At 30.8% G+C, this 22,251-nt stretch carries 19 protein-coding genes; all 19 read left to right on the top strand.

The features are described from left to right. Positions 1-49 precede the first annotated feature (49 nt). Positions 50-1,978, top strand: a complete 1,929-nt coding sequence (locus tag EG348_RS02040; protein ID WP_123980228.1) for a polysaccharide biosynthesis protein — start codon at positions 50-52, stop codon at positions 1,976-1,978. Between the two features lie 36 nt (positions 1,979-2,014). Beyond that, complete coding sequence (locus EG348_RS02035; protein ID WP_123980226.1) at positions 2,015-2,833, top strand: polysaccharide biosynthesis/export family protein; 819 nt, start codon at positions 2,015-2,017, stop codon at positions 2,831-2,833. Positions 2,834-2,840: 7 nt separating this feature from the next. Beyond that, positions 2,841-5,231, top strand: a complete 2,391-nt coding sequence (locus EG348_RS02030; RefSeq protein WP_123980224.1) for a GumC family protein — start codon at positions 2,841-2,843, stop codon at positions 5,229-5,231. Next, positions 5,231-6,526, top strand: coding sequence for a nucleotide sugar dehydrogenase (locus EG348_RS02025; protein ID WP_123980222.1), 1,296 nt, complete (start codon positions 5,231-5,233; stop codon positions 6,524-6,526). Before EG348_RS02030 ends, EG348_RS02025 begins: the two co-directional genes overlap by 1 nt. Before the next feature lie 49 nt (positions 6,527-6,575). After that, positions 6,576-7,268 (top strand): CatB-related O-acetyltransferase, encoded by a 693-nt coding sequence (locus EG348_RS02020; protein ID WP_228414821.1) that lies wholly within the window; start codon positions 6,576-6,578, stop codon positions 7,266-7,268. Then, positions 7,255-8,475 carry a lipopolysaccharide biosynthesis protein gene (locus EG348_RS02015; RefSeq protein WP_123980220.1) on the top strand — a complete coding sequence of 407 codons (1,221 nt, stop codon included), beginning with the start codon at positions 7,255-7,257 and terminating at the stop codon, positions 8,473-8,475. The genes EG348_RS02020 and EG348_RS02015 overlap by 14 nt, the downstream gene beginning before the upstream one ends. Continuing rightward, positions 8,472-9,704, top strand: coding sequence for a hypothetical protein (locus tag EG348_RS02010; RefSeq protein WP_123980218.1), 1,233 nt, complete (start codon positions 8,472-8,474; stop codon positions 9,702-9,704). The genes EG348_RS02015 and EG348_RS02010 overlap by 4 nt, the downstream gene beginning before the upstream one ends. After that, positions 9,704-10,834: a glycosyltransferase family 4 protein gene (locus EG348_RS02005; protein ID WP_123980216.1), complete on the top strand. Its 1,131-nt coding sequence runs from the start codon at positions 9,704-9,706 to the stop codon at positions 10,832-10,834. Before EG348_RS02010 ends, EG348_RS02005 begins: the two co-directional genes overlap by 1 nt. A 52-nt stretch (positions 10,835-10,886) precedes the next feature. Beyond that, entirely contained in the window at positions 10,887-11,582 is a 696-nt protein-coding gene (locus EG348_RS02000; protein WP_123980214.1) for an FkbM family methyltransferase, read from the top strand. A gap of 3 nt (positions 11,583-11,585) precedes the next feature. Next, positions 11,586-12,530, top strand: a complete 945-nt coding sequence (locus EG348_RS01995) for an NAD-dependent epimerase/dehydratase family protein (RefSeq protein ID WP_123980212.1) — start codon at positions 11,586-11,588, stop codon at positions 12,528-12,530. Beyond that, entirely contained in the window at positions 12,527-13,621 is a 1,095-nt protein-coding gene (locus tag EG348_RS01990) for a glycosyltransferase family 4 protein (protein ID WP_123980210.1), read from the top strand. The genes EG348_RS01995 and EG348_RS01990 overlap by 4 nt, the downstream gene beginning before the upstream one ends. Continuing rightward, on the top strand, positions 13,621-15,069 hold the full coding sequence (locus EG348_RS01985) for a right-handed parallel beta-helix repeat-containing protein (RefSeq protein WP_123980208.1): 1,449 nt from the start codon (positions 13,621-13,623) through the stop codon (positions 15,067-15,069). The genes EG348_RS01990 and EG348_RS01985 overlap by 1 nt, the downstream gene beginning before the upstream one ends. A 230-nt stretch (positions 15,070-15,299) precedes the next feature. Next, positions 15,300-16,448 (top strand): N-acetyl sugar amidotransferase, encoded by a 1,149-nt coding sequence (locus EG348_RS01980; protein ID WP_123980206.1) that lies wholly within the window; start codon positions 15,300-15,302, stop codon positions 16,446-16,448. 1 nt (position 16,449) lies between these two features. Further along, positions 16,450-17,067 carry an imidazole glycerol phosphate synthase subunit HisH gene (gene hisH, locus EG348_RS01975; RefSeq protein ID WP_123980204.1) on the top strand — a complete coding sequence of 206 codons (618 nt, stop codon included), beginning with the start codon at positions 16,450-16,452 and terminating at the stop codon, positions 17,065-17,067. Next, positions 17,061-17,831 carry an AglZ/HisF2 family acetamidino modification protein gene (locus tag EG348_RS01970; protein ID WP_123980201.1) on the top strand — a complete coding sequence of 257 codons (771 nt, stop codon included), beginning with the start codon at positions 17,061-17,063 and terminating at the stop codon, positions 17,829-17,831. The genes hisH and EG348_RS01970 overlap by 7 nt, the downstream gene beginning before the upstream one ends. After that, positions 17,831-19,645 (top strand): asparagine synthase (glutamine-hydrolyzing), encoded by a 1,815-nt coding sequence (gene asnB, locus EG348_RS01965; protein ID WP_123980199.1) that lies wholly within the window; start codon positions 17,831-17,833, stop codon positions 19,643-19,645. The genes EG348_RS01970 and asnB overlap by 1 nt, the downstream gene beginning before the upstream one ends. 14 nt (positions 19,646-19,659) lie before the next feature. Then, positions 19,660-20,694, top strand: coding sequence for a polysaccharide biosynthesis protein (locus EG348_RS01960; protein ID WP_123980197.1), 1,035 nt, complete (start codon positions 19,660-19,662; stop codon positions 20,692-20,694). A gap of 17 nt (positions 20,695-20,711) precedes the next feature. Next, a complete protein-coding gene (locus EG348_RS01955; protein ID WP_228414820.1) occupies positions 20,712-21,134 on the top strand; it encodes a WxcM-like domain-containing protein in 423 nt (140 codons plus the stop codon). Then, entirely contained in the window at positions 21,131-22,249 is a 1,119-nt protein-coding gene (locus EG348_RS01950) for an NAD-dependent epimerase/dehydratase family protein (RefSeq protein WP_123980194.1), read from the top strand. The genes EG348_RS01955 and EG348_RS01950 overlap by 4 nt, the downstream gene beginning before the upstream one ends. Positions 22,250-22,251 lie beyond the last annotated feature (2 nt).

The following is a 22,251-nucleotide window of genomic DNA, read 5'->3' as shown; positions in this document are numbered from 1 at the left end:
AATAAATATCAAATTTTATACCTATTAAATATGAACACAAATAACGACAATGTACAATTCTCTTAGAAATAAAATATTTGGAGGAGATAATGTTGTCAATCTCTCTGACGTAAGATATCTTCCCAGATGGATAATACTTGTAATAGACATTATTATTCTGGTCGTATCCTTATTTCTTTCAACGTATATCATTGAAAAAATCAGTATAAAAGAATTTATTTATCATGATAATGAAAGCATTGTTTTTGTTTCTATTATCTTGGTGAATGTTATTTTCATGTATTTTTTTAAAACTTATGCTGGGATTATAAGGCATTCAACTTTTATTGATTTATTTAAATTATTGATCTCATGCTTCTGTACAATGTTCATTGTAGGAGCAATTAATCTTATTTATTTCTGGACAACCGGAGAAAAGTTCATACTCACACCTTACCTTATCCTTTACTTCATCATCTCTTTCATGGGGCTATTTCTTTTTAGATTATATGTAAAAGAATTTTTCCATATCGTTAGAGAATATCGCAGAAGTGCCCTTAAAAAAAGGATTTTAGTTTTAGGTATTGATGAGCAGTCTATTGCCATTGCGAGGGCTATTCTGGATAACCCCAGTTTGCCATATCAAGTTGTAGGATTTCTAACCCAAAGAACAGATTCTAAAAGAGCTTCATTATTAGGGAAACCTATTTATGAAAAGAAAAGAATTGAAGATAATTCAAAAGAAGATCTTATAATAGACGGTGTCATTATCGTTAAAGAAATGATGTCTAAAGATGAAATGAATTCATGGGTGAATTTATTTTTAGAAAAAGACTTAAGTGTTTTGAAAGCACCATCTGTTCAGAAACTTAGAGAAAATGATTTGGGAGTTTCTATTAAAAATCTTCAAATTGAAGATCTATTAAATAGAAAACCAATAAAAATAGAAAATAATGAGGTTAAAAGCCGACACTATAATAAAAATGTATTAGTGACGGGAGGTGCCGGTTCTATCGGAAGTGAAATTGTAAGACAGGTAGCGCAGTTTGATCCTGCTCTGATTGTAGTGTTGGACCAGGCTGAGACTCCGTTATATGATATAGAACTGGAAATGAAAGAGAAGTTTCCTCATATAAGGTTCAAATTTGTTCTTGCAGATGTTTCCAACAAACATAGAATTGAGCCTTTATTCCAGATGTACAATTTTTCAATGGTTTATCATGCGGCGGCTTATAAGCACGTTCCTTTAGTTGAAGAAAATCCTCATGAAGCTATTTTAGTTAATATTTTAGGTTCAAAAAACGTTTCAACTTTATCAAGTCAATATAAAGTCAACAGATTTGTAATGGTTTCTACAGATAAAGCTGTAAACCCTACGAATGTTATGGGAGCTTCTAAAAGAGCATCAGAACTATTTGTACAGTCTTTACAGAATGTTGAAGGAAATGTGACTAAATTTATTACAACAAGATTTGGAAATGTTTTAGGATCTAATGGATCCGTTATACCACATTTTAAAAGACAGATTGAAGCGGGAGGGCCTGTTACCATTACTCATCCTGATATTGTAAGATATTTTATGACTATTCCTGAAGCTTGTGAATTGGTTTTACAGGCAGGAACAATGGGACACGGAGGTGAAATTTTTGTGTTTGATATGGGAGAGCCTGTGAAAATATTAGATTTGGCCAAAAGAATGATAAAACTGTCTGGTTTTGAACCGGAAATTGATATCAAAATAATTTACACAGGTTTACGACCAGGTGAAAAACTATATGAAGAGCTTTTAAGTGACAATGCAAAAACTCTTCCTACTCATAATGAAAAGATAATGATTTCTAAAGATCCAACAATGGATTTCTCTGATATAGAAACTTTGGTAAACTCTATTACGAGGGCTTCAATAAGAAGAGATAAGGTTGATGTTGTTCGGATTTTGAAGACAATTGTTCCAGAATTTATAAGTAATAATTCTGTCTATGAGGTATTAGATAAATAGAAAAAATATAAATGTATATTTGTACAATTTTAAAATATGAAGGGTAAAATATTGGCATTATTTGTTGTGTTTTTATTAATAGGATGTAAGACTAATCCCAACAGACACAACGATTTGAATTATATGCAAAATATAGAGCAAACAGCCACAGAAGCGTCTGCAAAAAATTCACATTCTACAATACAGGTAGGTGATCAATTGATTATCTTAATTACTGCGAAGGATATGGATGTTGTAAAACCATTCAACCAAAATTATTCTTCATCAGAAATGGTTCAGACTAATGCATTAGCTGGTGGTAATACTCCAAATCAGGGAATAACTACACTTTCCGGGCCAACTTATGTGGTAGATACACAAGGAAATATAGATTTTCCTATTTTAGGTAAAATTAATACTACAGATAAATCTCTTGTTGAGTTTAAAGATGAACTGCGTGATAAAATGACAAAGTATATCCTTAATCCAACGGTAAGTGTGAGACTTTCTAATTTCAAAATTACTGTACTTGGAGAAGTAAATAGACAAGGGGACTACACGATAGCAAACGGACAGGCAACTATTTGGAATGCTCTAGGTCTTGCCGGTGACTTAACAATGTACGGGAAAAGAAATGATGTACTTGTAATAAGAACAGAAAATGGTGTGATTACACACGGAAAAGTTAATTTACAGGATGCTAATCTTATTAATTCGCCTTACTACAATTTAAAACAAGGCGATGCTATCATCGTTTCTTCCAGTAATACCAGAGACCTAGCAGCTAAACAGAATCCAAATACAGGAATTTATCTGACAGCAGCATCTATAGCCATTACGGCGGTCGCAGTAGTAGTAAGTTTATTCAAGAAATAAAAAATTAATGGACAACCAATCTTCACAATTTTCAGAAGTAGAAAATAACTCGGAAAGTATTAATATTAATGAAATTATAAGGCCATATTTAAGAAAATGGCCTTGGTTTATTCTAAGTGCTTTTATAGCCTTAATACTTGGTTACATTTCATTAAAATTTATGGTGCCTGTATATCAGGTTCAATCTACAGTTCTGATAAAAGATGCTAAAAATTCAAGTTCTCCTGTAGGAAGTGATTTAGGTGTATTACCTGATTTATCAGGGTTTGGAGGATTAAAAACAAATAGTATAGCTAATGAGATTGAGATTCTGAAATCAAAAAAAATGATGAGGGATGTGATCATCAGCCAGAATCTTCAGACCAATATTGTTGCGAAAGGAAGGGTTACTACAGTAGAACTTTATAAGGAGACTTCTCCGATAGAAGTGAGAGTGATTACAGAGAAGCCTAATAATGGAACCAACAACATTCTTAACCTAACTATTGATGGAGACAAACTTACTGTAAGGTCAGAAAAGTTTAATAAAGAAATAGTTACAACATATGGCAAAACAATAGGATTACCATTTGCCAATATTATCATTACAAAAAATAATAAATTTAGTCCTGTTGCTGCAAAAGGGATAAATGTTAAAAATTTAGAATTACAGATTTCTTCGTTGGAAGCTAGAGTAAGTAATCTTCAAAGTGCTCTTACTGTGAGTTTAGTGTCAAAAGATGCAACTGTTGTGAAGCTTGATATGAAGTATCCTCAGATATCAAAATCTGAAGATGTGCTTAATTCTCTTGTTGTTGCTTATAACAATGACGCTATTTTAGATAAAAATTCAGAATCGAAAAAGACTTTAGACTTTATTGAAGATAGAATAAAAAAGCTGTCAGGGGAATTGGGTGATGTTGAAAATCAAAAAGAAAATTTTAAATCAAAAAATAACCTTACGGATCTTGAAACTGAAGCTAAAATTAATTTAGAAAGTTCAGCTGCTGCGAGAGCGAAACAGTTGGATGTAGATGCCCAATTAGAATTAACAAATGCACTAATAGGCTTTGTCAACAATCAAGCTCAATATCAGGTATTACCATCTAATGTAGGGTTAAATAACCCTGATGCTGTTGCAGGTGTTTCGACTTATAATCAATTAGTCTTACAAAGAAATAGATTATTAGAGTCTGCTACTCAGGAAAACCCTACTGTTGTTGATGTAACTAAACAGATTAACTCTATGCGTACTTCTATTATGCAGAGTTTGCAGAGAAATAGAACGGGCTTAGAACTGGCTAGAAATGAATATGTAGGAGAGCAAAATAAAGTTTCAGGCAAAATATCTAAGCTTCCATCTATAGAAAAAATGTTTAGAAGCATTGAAAGACAGCAGCAGATAAAAGAAAATTTATATCTTCTTCTTCTTCAGAAAAGAGAAGAAACAGCAATTTCATTATCTATCACAGCTCCGAAAGCTAGAGTAATTGATGTAGCATATGCTTCAAATGCACCTATATCACCTAAGAGAAATGTAGTACTTTCAGTTGCTGTTTTCTTAGGATTATTGTTACCATTTATACTTATTTACCTTTCAGAATTACTTAATAATAAGATCGTTACTAAGCATGATTTTGAAAAATTAGTTAAAGCACCAGTTATTGCGGAGTTACCAAGCCTTGAAAAAGGAGACTCTGAAATTGTTCAAATGAACGATATTACACCAATGGCAGAAGCATTTAGAATTCTTATTACGAATATGAATTTCATGCTTCCTAAAGAGAAAAAAGGGAAAGTTGTTTTTGTGACTTCTACAGTTAAAGGAGAAGGGAAAACCTTTACATCAGTGAACTTAGCTTTAACATTAGCAAATCCTAAAAAAAAGGCAATTATTATTGGGTCTGATATCAGAAATCCACAATTACAAAGATATAATCCTGTTAGGAAAGGACTTATAGGGCTTACAGAATATCTTTATTCAGATCAGACTAAGCTGGATGAGGTAATTCATGTTTCGTCATTTAATCCTCATTTGGATGTAATTTATTCAGGGATGATCCCTCCTAACCCTACAGAGCTATTATCAAATGGACGTTATGAAATTCTTTTAGAGGAGTTGAAAGAAAGGTATGATTATATTATTTTAGATACTGCACCGTTACTTCTTGTTACAGATACATTCTTGATTGCTGAGCTTGCTGATGTTACAATTTATGTATCAAGATCTAAGTACACAGAAAAATCATTGATGGAATTTGCAAATAACAATGTTGATCAAAATAAGATCAAAAATGTTGGATTTGTTCTTAATGATGTCAGCAGAGAGAATTTAGGATATAGCAATAAATATGGTTATGGATATAATAACCATAAAGAACAAACATGGATTGAAAAAATTAAAAATAAACTTAGCTAATGATGAAAAAATATAAAATAGCTGTTATCGGACAAGGTTATGTAGGTTTGCCCTTGTCTTTAGAATTTGCAGGACATTATCCTGTTTTAGGATTTGATATTAATGCACAAAGAGTTGACCAGCTTAATAATGGTGTGGATATAACTCTTGAGGCAGAGATAGACAAGCTTAATAACGGCTTAAAGAAATACCAAGACTCTAATGGTGATATTGGATATAATGCTACAAGCCAATTATCGGATATTGCTCAATCAAATGTATTTATAGTTACCGTTCCCACTCCTATTGATAAATACAATGCTCCTGATTTAAATCCATTAATTTCTGCTTCAAAAATGTTGGGAGAAATTATTAAAAAAGGCGATATTGTTATTTATGAATCTACAGTTTTCCCTGGTTGTACAGAAGAAGAATGTGTACCTGTATTAGAAAAATATTCAGGATTAAAATTTAACGAAGACTTTTTCGTAGGTTATTCACCAGAAAGAATTAACCCGGGAGATAAGGTAAATACTTTAACGAGTGTTAAAAAAGTAACTTCAGGATCTACACAAGATATTGCAGAAGAAGTAGATAATCTTTATAAAAAGATCATTACCGCAGGAACGCATAAAGCACCTAGCATTAAAGTAGCAGAAGCTTCTAAAGCTATAGAAAATGCTCAGCGCGATGTAAACATTTCTTTTGTAAATGAATTAGCACTGATTTTCGACAGGGTCGGCATTGACACAAACGATGTATTGGAAGCTGCGGGAACAAAATATAATTTCCTTAAATATAAGCCAGGCTTAGTAGGTGGTCACTGTATATCTGTTGATCCTTATTATTTGGCTCATAAAGCAGAACAGCTGGGTTATCATCCGGATGTTATCTTATCCGGACGTAGAGTAAATGACTCTATTGCAAAGTTTGTTGCTTCTAAAGTCGTGAAGCTTCTTATTGCCAAAGGCGGAGTGATTAAAGATTCTCAGGCTTTGATTTTAGGAGTTACTTTCAAAGAAAACTGCCCTGATGTCAGAAATACAAAAGTAGTAGATATTTATAAAGAACTTACAGATTATGGAGTTAATGTAGATATCTATGATCCATGGGCAAGTAAAGAAGAAGTGAAGCATGAGTATGGAATTGATATTCTTGAAGCTTTAATGGAAGGTAAAAAATATGAATCCATTATCATTGCAGTTTCTCACAGCGAGTTTCTTGAGATGGATCTAGAGCAATTAAAAAGCAATAATGCAGTAGTGTTTGATACCAAAGCTTGTTTAGACAGAAGTTTGGTAGATGCAAGACTGTAATATTCTAGGTAAAGTTAGTTTTAACTCATCCTTTTAATAATAAAATGACATGAAGAGAGCCATTGCTAATTTAATTTTTGCATTTATTCTTAATGTTTTTAAAAATGTAAAATGCAGCTTTAATGTTAGCATGTCTCATAATATTTTTTTTTATTTACTTAAAAATAAATTTAAAAATATAGATCTCAGAGATGCTATTTTAGGAACAGGAGTAACTTTGAGTGATAATGTAAATTTATTTAACAAACCTGAAATTTTCGGAAATGTTAATATTGGTAAATATACGAGTGTTAACGGTCCTTCCACAAGAATTTGCAGTGAGATAACAGAAGTTCATATTGGTGCATTTTGCTCCATAGCTTCTAATGTTGTTATACAAGAGTTTTACCACAATTATAATATGGTAACTACCTACAATATCAACTCAAATATTATAGGAGAGAGTGTAGAAAATGAAAAAATTTCTAAAGGTCCTATAATTATTGAAGATGATGTTTGGATAGGGTCTAATTCTGTAATTTTATCAGGAGTTAAGATTGGGCGCGGTTCTATAATTGGAGCAGGTTCTATCGTTACAAAAGATGTAGAACCTTATACAATAGTAGGAGGTAATCCTGCTAAATTTTTAAGAAAAAGGTTTGATCAGGAAACGATTGATAAATTAGAAGAATCCGAATGGTGGCTTTGGGATAAAGAAAAAATTATTAGAAACAAGAAATTTTTCAAGCATGAGGTTGTATAACACAAAGTCATTATATTTTTATGTTGGAAGTGGTTTAGCTCAGGTCGTAACAATCATTACAACTTTTTATATAATAAAAAAGTTTACTCCGGCGGCTTTTGGACAGTTTAGTTATTATTTTTCAATAGGCTCAATTATCGGTTCATTTGCAACTCTTAAATACGAGCTTTCAATACCCTTGTCAAGAGATTCGAAAGAAGCTAATGATAAAAGTAATCTTACCATTTTGGTAAGTATGATATTTAATCTGTTATTTTCTGTCATTGGCCTCTCAACTTCACTTTACGATTTTAATATATATTTTTTATATATCCTGTTATTGTCGAATACAGTATCAATTAATGCCTGCTTTCAACAATTCCTACTGTATAAAGAAGAGCATTTTCTCAATGGTTTGAATCCGTTGATATTTTCAATTTTAAATTTGATTATTTTATTATTTTTAACGAAAAATAATGGCGAAGTTATTTTATCTTCTTATGTAATTTCAAATGTCATTTTATTAATAATTTATGTCATAAGCGTACAGAGAAAAGGATATACTCTCTTCTTTAAAAAAATAAGTTTCTATAAAGATTTATTTAAGCAACATTTAGACTTTCCTAAATATGTATTGCCAAGTTCTGTTGCCAATATATTATTAGCATATTGTAACCCTATCTTTATAGGTTATCTATTTGATAAGAACAATGTAGGTCTTTTTTCATTTTCACTTAGGATATTGATGTTACCATCCATAGTTATAGGTTCTGTTGCTTCATCAATATACAGAGCACAGATAGCAAAACTCTATTTTGACAATGATTTTGAAGCAATAAAGCTACAAACACGAAAATTGTTTCTGATACTTATCTTGCTTACGATCTTTTGTTTTCCGATTTTAATATTAGTTATAAAATATATACCGTTGTTTATTGATATGAGTAAATGGATGGGTGTTTTACCAATATCTATTTATTTAATACCATATTCTATCAGTCAGTTGTTTTTTCAACCGTTTAGTAATTTAGCATTAGTTTTCAAGAAAAATAAAATTCTTTTATCCCAAAATATACTTCAACTGGTTACTACTGTTTTAGTATATGCAGCAGCATTTATTTTTAAGATAGAATTTAGCTTATTTGTTATATTTTTATCTGCCGCATTATTTGTGGTGAGTTTTTATTCTTGTTATAGGTTTTATCAAATACTAAAAATGCAGAAATGAAGAATGTAGTATATATTATTATATATTCATTAATATATCAGTTTATTCATATTAACTTTTTATATGGTGTTTTTTCATATGCAGGTTATATGAATGAAGGGTTTAGTGCTGTTTCATTTATTCAGACGTTTTTATTTATCTGCTTACCTATATTTGTAAAAAAAGACTTAAGTAATTACTTTTTTTTAGAAGTTTTATATACAATTTTTTACTTGCTTTTATATGTTCCTATTATGATCACATTTTTGAATCATTACGGAACAGAATGGGATATTATTATTAATCAGTTACCTTTTTTGATAGGATTTGTGATAATGTTTAAAATTGCAGGATTAAGAAAATTAAAAATTAAAAAGCTAAATCTAAAACCTCCTAAAAAAGAAATCCTGATTGTTTTTACTCTTTTTATTATTGCTGTTTTATTTATAGAATTTAGAGATACTTATAGTTTTGTATCCTTTGAAGATGTTTATTCACAAAGAGAAAAAGGTTCAAACTCATCGGTTATAGGCGGGTATTTTACACTTTGGCTCACCTATTTTATAGGTCCTGTACTTGTTGCTATAGGATTGGTGAATAAGAATAAGAAAATACTCATATTTGGTACTTTGTCTGTGATCTTTGTATATGGTATTAATGCAAGTAAGATCGCTTTGTTTATACCGTTTTTAATAATATTTTTATATTACATAAAAAAAAGAGGAAAAGATATTTTTAAAGCATTAACAGGTGTTTTTTCATTGCTTTGTTTGATAGCATATTGGCTTCCTGCTCAATATTTTATGATTTCGGCGGTAATCCTGATGAGAACATTTGGTATTTCCGGATTATTAACATATCAGTATAATGAGTTTTTTAAGGAAAACCCATATACCTATTATTCACACATCAATATTGTTAACTTTATAACGAATAATTATCCTTACGATCAGGATTTAGGGTTTGTAGTAAGCTCCTATTTCTTTGAGTCGGATAATAATGCGAATGCAAACTTTTTAGCTACCGATGGTATTGCCAGTCTAGGGATGCTTGGTGTTATTATTATTTCTATAATTGTAGGATTGTATATGTTATACACCAAATCTTTGGTGGACAGTAAAAATTCATTACTTGTAGGACTTGTTTTTATTTCATTTTCATTTATTATCCTGAATGTTGGGCTTTTTACCAGCTTATTATCTGGAGGCTTTTTATTCCTTAATATTTATCTATATCTATATAAATCCTGATGAAGAAAAAAATTGCAATTGTAACGAATATAATCCCATCTTACAGAGAAGGGTTTTATAATAAGTTACTTAAAAATGAAGATACGGATATTACAATCTATTGTCAGAAAAATATACCCAATACAAAACTGAAAACAATACATGATAAATATTCTAAAAATGTAATTGTCGTGAAATTTATTGATTTTTTTAATGAAAAAATGAATATTCAGTTTTTGCCATTTTTTAGACTATTAAAAAATTATGATACAGTATTTATTGATGGCAATCCAAGATATTTCTCTCACTTTATTCTTGCTAATCTTTTTAGATTTTTAAAACCGGATAAAGTGATATTATGGAGTATGATACATTCATACAAAGCTAATTCGTTTACTGAAAATATCAGATTGAATTGGACCAAAAAGTTTAAAAGAGTGTTTACCTATAATGATAAAGAAGTAGAAATTTTTAAAGAAAAAGGGTATACAGGCATTTGTATTGGTATGAATAATGGTCTTGATCAGGAGAAAATTGAAAATGTAATAGCAAAATGGACTAAAGAACAACTTGAAGAATGGCAGAAAGAAAATTCTGTCTATGGAAAAAAAGTTATTCTTTCTTGTACAAGGCTTATTCAGAAAAATGAATTAGATAAGTTCTTAGAACATTTTCCAGAAGTCTTGAATGCTATACCTGATGTAAAGTGGTATGTTATTGGTGATGGTGATCAAAGACAAAATTTAGAGAAAATTGTAAATGAAAAAGGACTGGGAGAAAATGTGATTTTCTTAGGCGAAATTTATGAAGAAGCAAAACTTGCACCTTGGTTTCTTACAGCTTCTGTAATGATTCATCCTGCAGCAATAGGATTAAGCATATTGCATGCATATGGCTATGGACTTCCAATTATAACGCATAGTGACTATCATTTTCATGGTCCGGAATTCAGCGCTCTTGTTGAAGGGAAGAATTCTATCACTTATGAAAAAGATAATTATCTAAATTTAGTCGAAAAAGTTATATTTTGCCTCGAAAATGAGCAAATGACAGAACAGTTGGGGCTAAATGCTAAAAAAACGGTACAGGAAAAATTTAATGTAAATAAAATGGTAGAGAGGTTTTTAATGATTTCTGCTCGAGATATTTAAAATTTGTATTTTGTTGAATCAATTGCAAACAAAATAAAAAAAATAAACATCAATGAGAAAAATAATTACAAGCCTTAAAACAAAGTTTAAAGTTGCTTTAGGAAAAATATTTAACGTTAAAAAATCAATTAATGTACCACATCAATGGTACGGTAATGATTATGGCGGATTTTATATCAGTACCGAGAAACTAAATAAAAATTCAATCATTTATTCTTTTGGAGTGGGTGAAGATATTTCTTTTGACGAAGCATTAATTAATAAATTTGGCTGTAAAGTATTTGCTTTTGATCCGACACCGAAGTCTATAAAATGGGTAGAAAACAGAAAAAATCCTATTGAATTTATTTTTCACCCCTATGGTATTGACGAAAAATCTGGAATTGTAGAGTTTTTACTTCCTAAAAATGACGACTATGTTTCAGGAAGCGTTATAAATCAGATCAATGTGGATTATAAAAAAACGGTAAAAGCCCCAATGAAATGCCTTACCGATGTTGTAAAAGAATTGGGTCATAAGAAAATAGATATTTTGAAAATAGACATCGAAGGGTCAGAATATAAAGTGCTTGATAGTATTTTGTCTGCACCCGTAGAAATAGATCAGATATTAATTGAAATTCATGAGCGTTTCTTCCCTGATGGTAAAGAAAAAACAAAGACATTAATAAATACATTAAACAGTTACGGATATAAATTATTCGGAGTTTCTAGGGGAATGGAAGAATTATCATTTATAAAAATTTAAATTATGAAGCAGACAATAGCAATAGTAGGAGGAAATGGGTTTGTAGGAAAAAACTTTACATCATACTTTTTAGACAAAGGGTATAGAGTTATTGTTGTTGATCATAGTATAAAAAAACAGGCTGCTGAAAATCCTGATATTGAATTTGTTGCAGTAGATATACATCACACGAAAGAACTTTTAAATGTAACCGAGAAAGCAGAGTATGTAATTTGGCTTGTGCATGCTTCTGTACCTTCTACACAGGATGAAAGCCTTGTTGATGATTTTGCTTTAAATGTTTCTCCAATAGTGAAATTTTTAGAAAAAGCTGATGGTTTAAAAAATCTTAAAAAATTTATATATCTCTCTTCAGGTGGAACAGTCTATGGTGACACAACAGAGCATACACCAATTAAAGAAGATCATGCTCAAAAACCGATATCAAACTATGGACTTTCGAAATCAGTTGCCGAAAAATATATAGAATATATCACAAAAAATAAATCTTTTGAGACGGTTGTTTTAAGACCTTCAAATGTCTATGGTCCTTATCAAAATCTAGTAAAACCTCAAGGTATTATAGGATTTGCATTTAAAGCCATAAAAAGTAATCTTGTTTTGGATCTTTACGATGAAGGAAGAGTTATTCGTGATTTTATTTATGTTAAAGATCTTGCCAATGCAGTTGAAAATTTTTTAAATAATAATACAGCATCGGAAAATATTTCTTTCTACAATGTTGGAAGCAAAGAGGGTATTTCTATTAAAGAGATTTTAAATAAAATAGAAAATATAACAGGAGAAAAACTGAAGTTGAACCATAAAACCTCTCGTAATTTTGATTGTGACTATAGTGTATTAGACACTTCAAAAATAAATCAGGAAATAGGTTGGTATAGAGAGACTAATATAGAAGATGGTCTTCTTAGTGTATGGGAATGGATAAAATCTGAAAATCAATTATGAAAATTTTATTTATAGCACCTGTTCCGCCTCCTATTAATGGTCAAAGTAAAGCTTCAAAGGTTTTATTGGATGCGTTGGTAGAGGAACATGATGTGAAAATTGTAAATTTAAGTAAATCAAGCTTAAAAAATGGTGTTAATTCTTTCGGAAGATTTTTCGAAATATTTGATATACTTAAAGATGTAAAGAAGAAAAGAAATAGTAATGATATTATTTACCTTTCCTTAGCTGAATCTTTTGCTGGAAATATGAGAGATCTGGCTATTTATAATCTGTGTAAAAAGGATTTAAGTAAAACCTATATCCATATGCTTGGCGGTGCTGGAATGAAAGAAATTCTTTCAGGTACAGGCTGGCAGAAAAATATGAACGCCAGATTTATGAAAAAGCTAGCCGGAGTAATTGTAGAAGGACCTATTAATTATGAAAGCTTTAAAAGAGTTATCCCTGAAAATAAAATTCATATAGTTCCTAACTTTGCAGAGGATTTTCTTTTTGTTTCGGATGAAGAAATAGAACATAAATTTTTGAATACAGAACCGATTCAATTATTATACTTGAGCAATCTTATTCCAGGAAAAGGATATAATGAATTAGCTGATGCTTATTTGGAACTTACAGAAGAAGAGCAAAAACAAATAAAAATAAGTTTTGTAGGCGGTTTTGAAAATGAAGACAGTGAAAAAACATTTTTAGAAAAAATAAGTAAAAATGCTGGATTTAATTATTTAGGAAAATTTATTGATGGCGATGAAAAAAGAAAGCTTTACTGTAAAAGCCATGTATTCTGTTTACCAACATATTATCCATTTGAAGGTCAGCCTATAAGTATTTTAGAAGGATATGCCACAGGATGTGTTGTCATTACAAGTAATCACAGCGGAATACCTTTTATATCTAAAGATAATGAGAATGGGTTTGTGGTTGAAAAAAAATCCATACCATCTTTAGTGAATGCACTTAAAAAATTGATTTCTGAAAAGGAAAACCTTAAAAGTATTGCTTTTCATAACAGAAATGAAGCTCTGGAAAAATATAGAACCTCCATTTATCAGCAAAAGATTATGAAAATATTTAATGAAAGATCGTAATGAAAAATGTAATCATATTTTTAATATTTATCTTTTCAAATTATCTGTTTGGGCAGTCTCGTGATACAGTGGTTGTAAAGATCACGAAGTCGAAAGCAAATGATGATACTAATATTTTTCAGGATGCAATGAATAATAACACTGGAAAATTTTTAAAGATTATAGTAAAAAAGGGAGACTATTTTATAAGTAATGCGCTTACCACAAAAAGATCTCATACCTCTGTAGTTTTCGACAAGGGAAGTATTGTCAATTTCACTAATAATAGGAATACGGGATTTTTTGTTCGTCACGATAATTTTACATTGCAAAATGCTTATATAAAAGGAAACGGGAAAAGTGCAGCAGATTTTTACTCAGGTTATGGTATTTTGTTGAGTGGAGTTTCAAATGCTAATATTTTAAATAATACTTTTGATGCTATAAGTGGGAATGGTATTCTTTTTATGCCTGCTTCATCTAATAAAGGATGTTCTAATAATATAGTTAGAAATAATAAATTTATCAATCATGTTTTTAATATCTCTAAAAATGGTGATGAATCTGCAATAATGTTAGGATATTCAGGTAAAAACTACATGCATGATAATAATGTCATCGAAAATAACACAATTAGTGGAAATGATGTATTGAAAGTAGGAATAGGTTTTATTTCGCATGGCAATAATAATATAATCAGAAATAATAAGATATCTAATTGTATTGCTTATGGTATTATTACCTATGAATCAGATATTGATGGGACAACCATGAATAACACACAAATTATAGGAAATGAAATACGAAATATTGGAGAAGTAGGTAATAATGTCACCGTAAAAGGTATGGGAATATACCTAATGACTTCAAACAATGCTAGAATTTCTGATAATAAATTATATAATACTTTAAGAAATTCAGATAAATCAGAAACATTAAGTCCCGGAGCTATTTCCGTAAGTCTGTCACCAGGTGCTACAGTTTCTAATAATTATATTGATAGCTCAGGTATGTATGGGATCATAAGTGATTACAGTTTTGGTTCAAAGTTTATAAACAACACTGTCCAAAATGTAAAAAAATCGGGAGCTTATTTCATCAATATGAATGATGTATTAATTTCTGACAACACTTTTAGAAATATTGGAGAGGTAGTTATTAAAGGATATTTCGAAAACACTTCGTTACAATACATCAAAGATCAGCTTCGGGGCGATAAGTATAAAAATATAGATACAGGAAATAATTTTACAGTATCTAATAATAAATTCTATTCAGATAAAGACATCCTTTATTTTGTGGCTACTGATAAAGATTTGTCAAGAAAGTACGTCGGAAATAAACTCAAAAATAATACAGTCCAAAATAATGAAATTATAGGTAATTCCAAAACACCTAATCAGCTTATTCATTTTAAACAGGAAATACCAGCTATTAATATTATTCAGAAAAATAGAGTAATAAGATAGTGTCTGGTAAGTATTAATTTTATTAAAATACCTTTTGTAAAATTTATTTTTGTTATTAAACAGGCGAAGCAATTATATAAAAAATTATAAGAAATAATTCTTGATTAAAAGATTGTATTAATGATATGGTCTTAATGAAAATAAAATATAGATATTTTTTAATATCGGAAAAAAATAAACAATTAAACGTGTGGTTTAACTTTTGTATATTAGCAAATTAAAATTCAAAGATGGATAATTCGAAAAAACCTGTTCAAATCTGTGTAAATTGTATCATGGATACCACAGATGAAACTATTATATTCGACGACAAAGGAGTGTGCGATTATTGTAGTAATTATTATGACAACATTTTGCCAAACTGGCATCCTAATGAGCAGGGAGAAAAAGAAATTCAAAAAGTAATTGATAAAATAAAAGCTGAAGGACAAGGAAAAGATTATGACTGTATCATAGGTATTTCCGGAGGTCTGGATAGCTCATATCTTGTATATTTGGCCGTTGAAAAATGGGGTTTAAGACCGATGCTTTACCATGTAGATGCAGGATGGAACTCTGATGTTTCGACCAATAATATTAAAAATCTTGTGGATGGTTTAGGATTAGATCTTTACACTGATGTTATCAATTGGGAAGAAATGAAAGATCTTCAAAGAGCATTCATTAAGTCTCAGGTTCCTGATATTGATACACCTCAGGATTTAGTATTTTTCTCATCACTTTATAACTATTGCGCCAAAAATGGCATTAAATATATTTTAACAGGAGGTAATTTCTCTACAGAATGTGTTCGTGAACCTCTTCATTGGGGAGCTTACTATCAAACTGATATGAAATATGTAAATGATATTCATAAAAAGTTTGGTGAGAAAAAATTGAAGACATTTCCTAGATGTGATATCTTTAAATATAAGATTCAGTATAGATTGATCAATGGTGTAAGAGTTGTTAAACCTCTTGATCATACAAGATTTATCAAAAAAGAAGCTGAAGATCTGTTAGAAGAAAAATTCGGGTGGCAAAGATATCAACATAAGCACCATGAGTCTAGGTTTACAAGATTCTATGAAGCATTTTGGTTACCAAGAAAATTCGGATTCGATAAAAGAAAAAATCACCTTTCAAGCTTAGTTCTTACCGGTCAGTTAACGAGAGAAGCAGCTTTAGACAGAGTTTCTAGATCAGAGCTTCCTGAGGACGAATTGATAAAGGAATTCGAATATGTTGCTAAAAAATTAGATTTTACAGTAGACGAACTTTGGGGATATTTTAATGGTCCAAATAAGTCATTTAAAGATTATAAGAATAATTATAAATTAATACAGTTGGGAACTAAAGTAATGCAACTGTTAGGTCTTGAAAAAAGAGCATTTAAATAATATGGTTACGATTATAGATTATGGCGTAGGAAATATTAATGCTTTTTTAAATATATTTAAGCAACTTAATATTCAGGCAAAAACAGCAAGTACAGTAGATCAGTTGGAAGGAGCTACAAAGCTTATCCTTCCTGGTGTAGGGCATTTTGATTATGCTATGCAGAGATTTAACGGTTCTGGAATGAAAGATAAGGTCAACGATTTGGTTATCAATCAAAAGATTCCTGTTGTTGGTGTATGTGTTGGTATGCAGATGATGGCAAAAGGTAGTGATGAAGGTAGTCTTCCGGGATTAGGATGGATCGATGCTTATGTTCACAAATTTGACGCTTCACAAGTTTCTGCCAGACTTCCGTTACCACATATGGGCTGGAATGATATTAAAATTGTAAAAGATACCCCTCTACTAAAAGATCTTGAAGAAAATCCAAGATACTATTTCTTACATAGCTATTATTTCAAATGTAATAATGCTCAGGACTCTATTGCAGAAACAGATTACGGAATAAATTTTACAAGTGCAGTTAACCATAAGAATATTTTCGGAGCACAGTTCCATCCCGAAAAAAGTCACCATTTTGGAATTCAATTACTAAAGAACTTTGCTGAAAAATGTTAAGACCCAGAATTATACCATGCCTTTTGGTTCATGATAGAGGTTTAGTGAAAACTGAACATTTTAAAAACCCCAGATATCTGGGAGATCCGATGAATGCCGTAAGAATTTTTAATGAAAAGGAAGTTGATGAACTCATTATTCTGGATATTGATGCCACTGTTGAAGGAAGAGGTCCTGATTTTAAATTAATCGAAAATTGGGCTGAAGAATGCAGAATGCCTCTATGTTATGGAGGCGGGGTAACTACAGTAGAACAGGCTCAAAGAATTTTTTCATTAGGAGTAGAAAAAATCGCATTCAGTGCAGGAGCGATCAACAATCCTGAACTTATTAAAGAAATATCCGAGAAAGTTGGAAGCCAAAGTATTGTTGTCGTTTTAGATGTTAAGAAGAAACTGTTTGGTGGCTACGAAGTTTATACTCATAATGGTAAAAAAGCAACCGGAAAATCACCATTCGATCTAATAAAAAAATTCGAAGATTTGGGAGCCGGAGAAATTGTCATCAATTCCATCGATAAAGACGGAGAAATGAAAGGCTACGATATGAAGCTAGTGGAAGCGGCCAGAAAAGAAACAACTTTACCGCTTACCGCAATTGGCGGAGCTGGTAAAATGGAAGATATAGGAGAACTTATAAATAAATTTGGGATTATTGGTGCTGCGGCGGGAAGTTTATTCGTTTATAAAGGAAAACTGAAAGCTGTTTTAATTAGTTACCCTAATTTTACAGATAAAGAAACTCTGATCAAAAAATATTTTTAATGTGTGGCATTGCTGGTATAATCTATAAAAATAAAAACTCGGTAGAAGAAAGGACTTTGAAAAAGATGACAGATAAAATGTCACACAGAGGTCCGGATGCAGAAGGATTCTTCATAAATCAAAATTTAGGACTTGGACATAGAAGATTATCAATCATTGATATCAGTGAGTCTGCAAACCAACCATTTTTTTTAGAAGATAGACATGTACTGGTTTTTAATGGAGCTATATATAATTATCTCGAAATAAAAGAAGAACTCAAACAAAACGGTTATTCTTTTAAAACTACTTCTGATACTGAAGTTTTACTTGCTTCTTACGATTTTTGGGGTGAAGAATGTGTTAAAAGATTCAACGGAATGTGGTCTTTTGCAATTTTTGATTCTAAAAAAAATATACTCTTTTGTTCGAGAGACCGTTTCGGAGTAAAACCTTTTTACTATTACTCAGACAAAGATAAATTTGTTTTTGCTTCTGAAATAAAACCTATTTTAGAAATAGAAAAAGTTGAAAAAGTAAATCTTCAAGTGCTGTTGGAATACTTGATTGTTAATATTTCAGATCAGACAAATGATACCTTCTTTCAAAATATAGTAAAGCTGTCAGGAGCACACAATCTTGTTTATGATTTAAGTACAGATGAGTATAATATTTACAGGTATTACGATATTCATTTTAAAAGTGAGATCAATAAATTAAGTCTTGAAAAATCAATTGAGCTTTTTGAAAAAGAATTTGAAACCTCAATAAAACTAAGACTCCGTTCAGATGTAAAAATTGGTTCAGCATTAAGCGGTGGGATTGATAGTTCATATGTTGTGTCAATAGCCTCAAAAATTCTATCAGAGTCGAATGAAGTAGATAAATTCACAGCAATTACTGTAGGCTCTGTTGATAAAAAAATTGATGAAAGTGAATTAGCGTCACTTACCACAAGAACATTAGGGATCAAACATGACATAATTACACCTAAGCAAGATGAGTTTAAAGATACTTTTGAGGAGGTCATTTTTAAACATGAAGAACCTTTTGGAGGTATTGCAATATACATGCAGAAGTTTCTAATGAAAGAAACTCATAAATTAGGAATTAAAGTATTGCTGGACGGGCAGGGAGCAGATGAGATTTTATTGGGATATAACAGATATACTGCTGCGTATCTTAGAAATCATGATTTTTTTAGCAATATAAAATTTTTGAGTAATATCAAAAACCATTATAATATTTCTATATTCGAAGGTATTAAAGTATATTATTATTTTTCTAACTTTTTTGTCAGAAAATTCTGGCTTAGAAAAAGAGGTAAAATACTGAAAAATAAATATCTCAACGCAATTGATTTTTCAAACACAAAAAAATTAACAAAATCATATAAAAAGATATTTGAACTTCAGAAAAATGAAATTTTCTGGTGTCAGTTACCGGAACTTTTAAAATGGGAAGACAAAAACTCAATGAGCTATTCTGTAGAATCTAGACTTCCTTATTTGGATTATAATTTTGTTGAGACCTGTCTTTCGATAAATAATCATTATAAAATAAGAAAAGGCTGGTCTAAATATTTACTAAGACGGAATTTAGAGAAGTTCTTACCAGACGAAATTACCTACAACAAGCAAAAAATAGGATTTAATGCTCCGGTAGATTCTTGGTGGCCAAGATCTGAAAAGATATATGAAACTATCAATAACTCTAAAATCATACAGGAAATATCAAAAAAGAAATTTAATTTTATAGCAGATAGAGATTTAGAATGGAGGCTTTACAATATAGCCATCTGGGAAAAACTTTATAATATGAAATTAGAAAAATAAAAATAAAAACGCATATGCAAATTAAAAATAAAACACTACTTATAACAGGAGGTACAGGTTCATTCGGAACTGCTGTTTTGAGAAAATTTATAGATACAGATCATTTTAAAGAGATTCGTATTTTTTCTCGTGATGAAAAAAAACAAGATGATATGAGAAATCAGTTTAAAAGTGATAAACTGAAATTCTATATCGGAGATGTAAGAGATTATAATAGTGTAGAGCCGGCGATGAGAGGAGTAGATTATGTGTTTCATGCTGCTGCTTTAAAACAAGTTCCGTCTTGCGAATTTTTCCCTATGCAGGCTGTAAAAACTAATGTTGAAGGTACACAGAATGTTATTGATGCAGCTGGAAGAAATAAGGTGAAAAAAGTAATATGTCTAAGCACAGATAAAGCTGCATATCCTATCAACGCGATGGGGATTTCCAAAGCAATGATGGAAAAAGTAGCCGTTGCCGCTTCAAGAAATTTAGAGGAAACGGTTGTTTGTCTTACCAGATATGGTAATGTAATGGCTTCCAGAGGATCTGTTATACCATTATTTATTAAACAGATTAAGGCAGGTGGTGAAATTACCATTACAGACCCTAATATGACTCGTTTTTTAATGTCATTGGAAGAAGCTGTAGATTTAGTTTTATTTGCTTTTGAGCACGGAAATCCAGGTGATTTATTCGTTAATAAAGCCCCGGCAGGTACAATTGGTGACTTAGCTCAGGCTTTGAAAGAAATGTTTAAAGCTGATAATCCGATAAAAGTTATTGGAACAAGACATGGTGAAAAATTATATGAGACGCTATGTACTCGTGAAGAGATGTTAAAGGCAGAAGATATGGGTGATTTCTATAGAATTCCTGCCGATAATAGAGATTTGAATTATGCTCAATATTTTTCTGAAGGTCTGCAAGACATATCAAAAATAGAAGATTATCATTCTCATAATACACAACAGCAAGATGTTGAGGGTATGAAAAATCTAATGTTAAAACTTCCATTGATCAGAAAAGAAGTTTTAGGTGAAGATGTAATGCAATATCCCGACTAAAAAATATTTCTATGGAAATGGCTAAAATTTTAGAGGGAGGAAAATATTCTGATGAAAGAGGAAGCCTTTTTTTTAATAATGATTTCAATATATCAGAAATTAAAAGAATGTACTGTATTGAGAATGCTGATGTAGATTTTGTTAGAGGCTGGACCGGACATCAAATAGAGCAACGCTGGTTTTCGGCATTGCAGGGAAGTTTTATAATTAAACTTATAAAAATAGATAATTGGGAAACCCCATCAAATAATTCTGAAATCTTAGATTTTAAACTTTCCTCTGAAAATTTAAATGTTTTGCACGTTCCTAAGGGATATGTAAGTGCAATTCAATCTAAAGAAAAAGGGGCAAGATTATTGGTGATGGCAGATTATTTACTAGGAGAGATAAACGATGATTATCGATTTCCTATAGATTATTTTGAAAATTTAAAATCATGAAAAAAATTGGAATTACCGGACAAAACGGCTTTGTCGGTTCATATTTATATAATACTCTGGGTTTAAAACCTGAAGAATTTGAAAGAATACATTTTGAAAGAGATTTCTTTGATAACTCTGAAAGATTGGACGAATTTGTCAGCCAATGTGATGTAATTGTGCATCTTGCGGCAATGAACCGTCATCCGGATCCCGAAGTTATTTTCAATAATAATATTGAGTTGGTTAATAAACTTGTGACTTCTCTGGAGAAAACAAATTCTAAAGCTCATATCATTTTCTCATCATCATCACAAGAAGAAAAAGATAATTTATACGGAAAATCTAAAAAAGAAGGCCGTGAAATTTTTGTAGATTGGGCAAAAAAATCTGGCGGAAAGTTCACCGGAATGATTATTCCAAATGTTTTTGGACCGTTCGGAAAGCCTAACTATAATTCTTTTGTTGCTACATTTTGCCATAAACTTACACATGGAGAAAATCCTGTGATTGATAATGATGGTGAAGTGAAGCTTATTTATGTAGGAGAATTGGTTCAGGAGATTATTGATCAAATACAAATTGCTGAAACAAAAGATGTATATGAAGTTCCCCATACTTCGGTTAATAAAGTTTCTGAAGTTCTCAATAAATTAGAAAATTATAAAAAATTGTATTTTGATAACGGAGAGATCCCCGAATTAAAAACAAAATTTGACTTAAATCTTTTCAATACTTTTCGTTGCTATTTTGAGATTAAAGATCATTATCCCGTAAAATTTATACAACATACAGATCCTAGGGGAGCTTTCGTTGAAGTAATCAGACTCGGAATCGGGGGGCAATGTTCTTTCTCAACAACGGTACCTGGAATTACCAGAGGAAACCACTTTCATACAAGAAAGATAGAAAGATTTGCTGTAATTAAAGGGAAAGCATTAATACAATTACGAAAAATAGATACAGATGAAGTATTAGATTTCTATCTGGATGGGAACGAGCCTGCTTATGTAGACATGCCGATTTGGTATACTCACAACATTAAAAATATTGGAGAGGAAGAATTGTACACAATTTTTTGGATTAATGAACCTTTTAATCCTGAGGATTCGGACACTTATTTTGTGGAAGTATAATT

It is taken from the genome of Chryseobacterium sp. G0201 (assembly GCF_003815655.1).
Lineage (GTDB): Bacteria > Bacteroidota > Bacteroidia > Flavobacteriales > Weeksellaceae > Chryseobacterium.
This window is presented reverse-complemented; position numbering and strand designations above follow the sequence as displayed.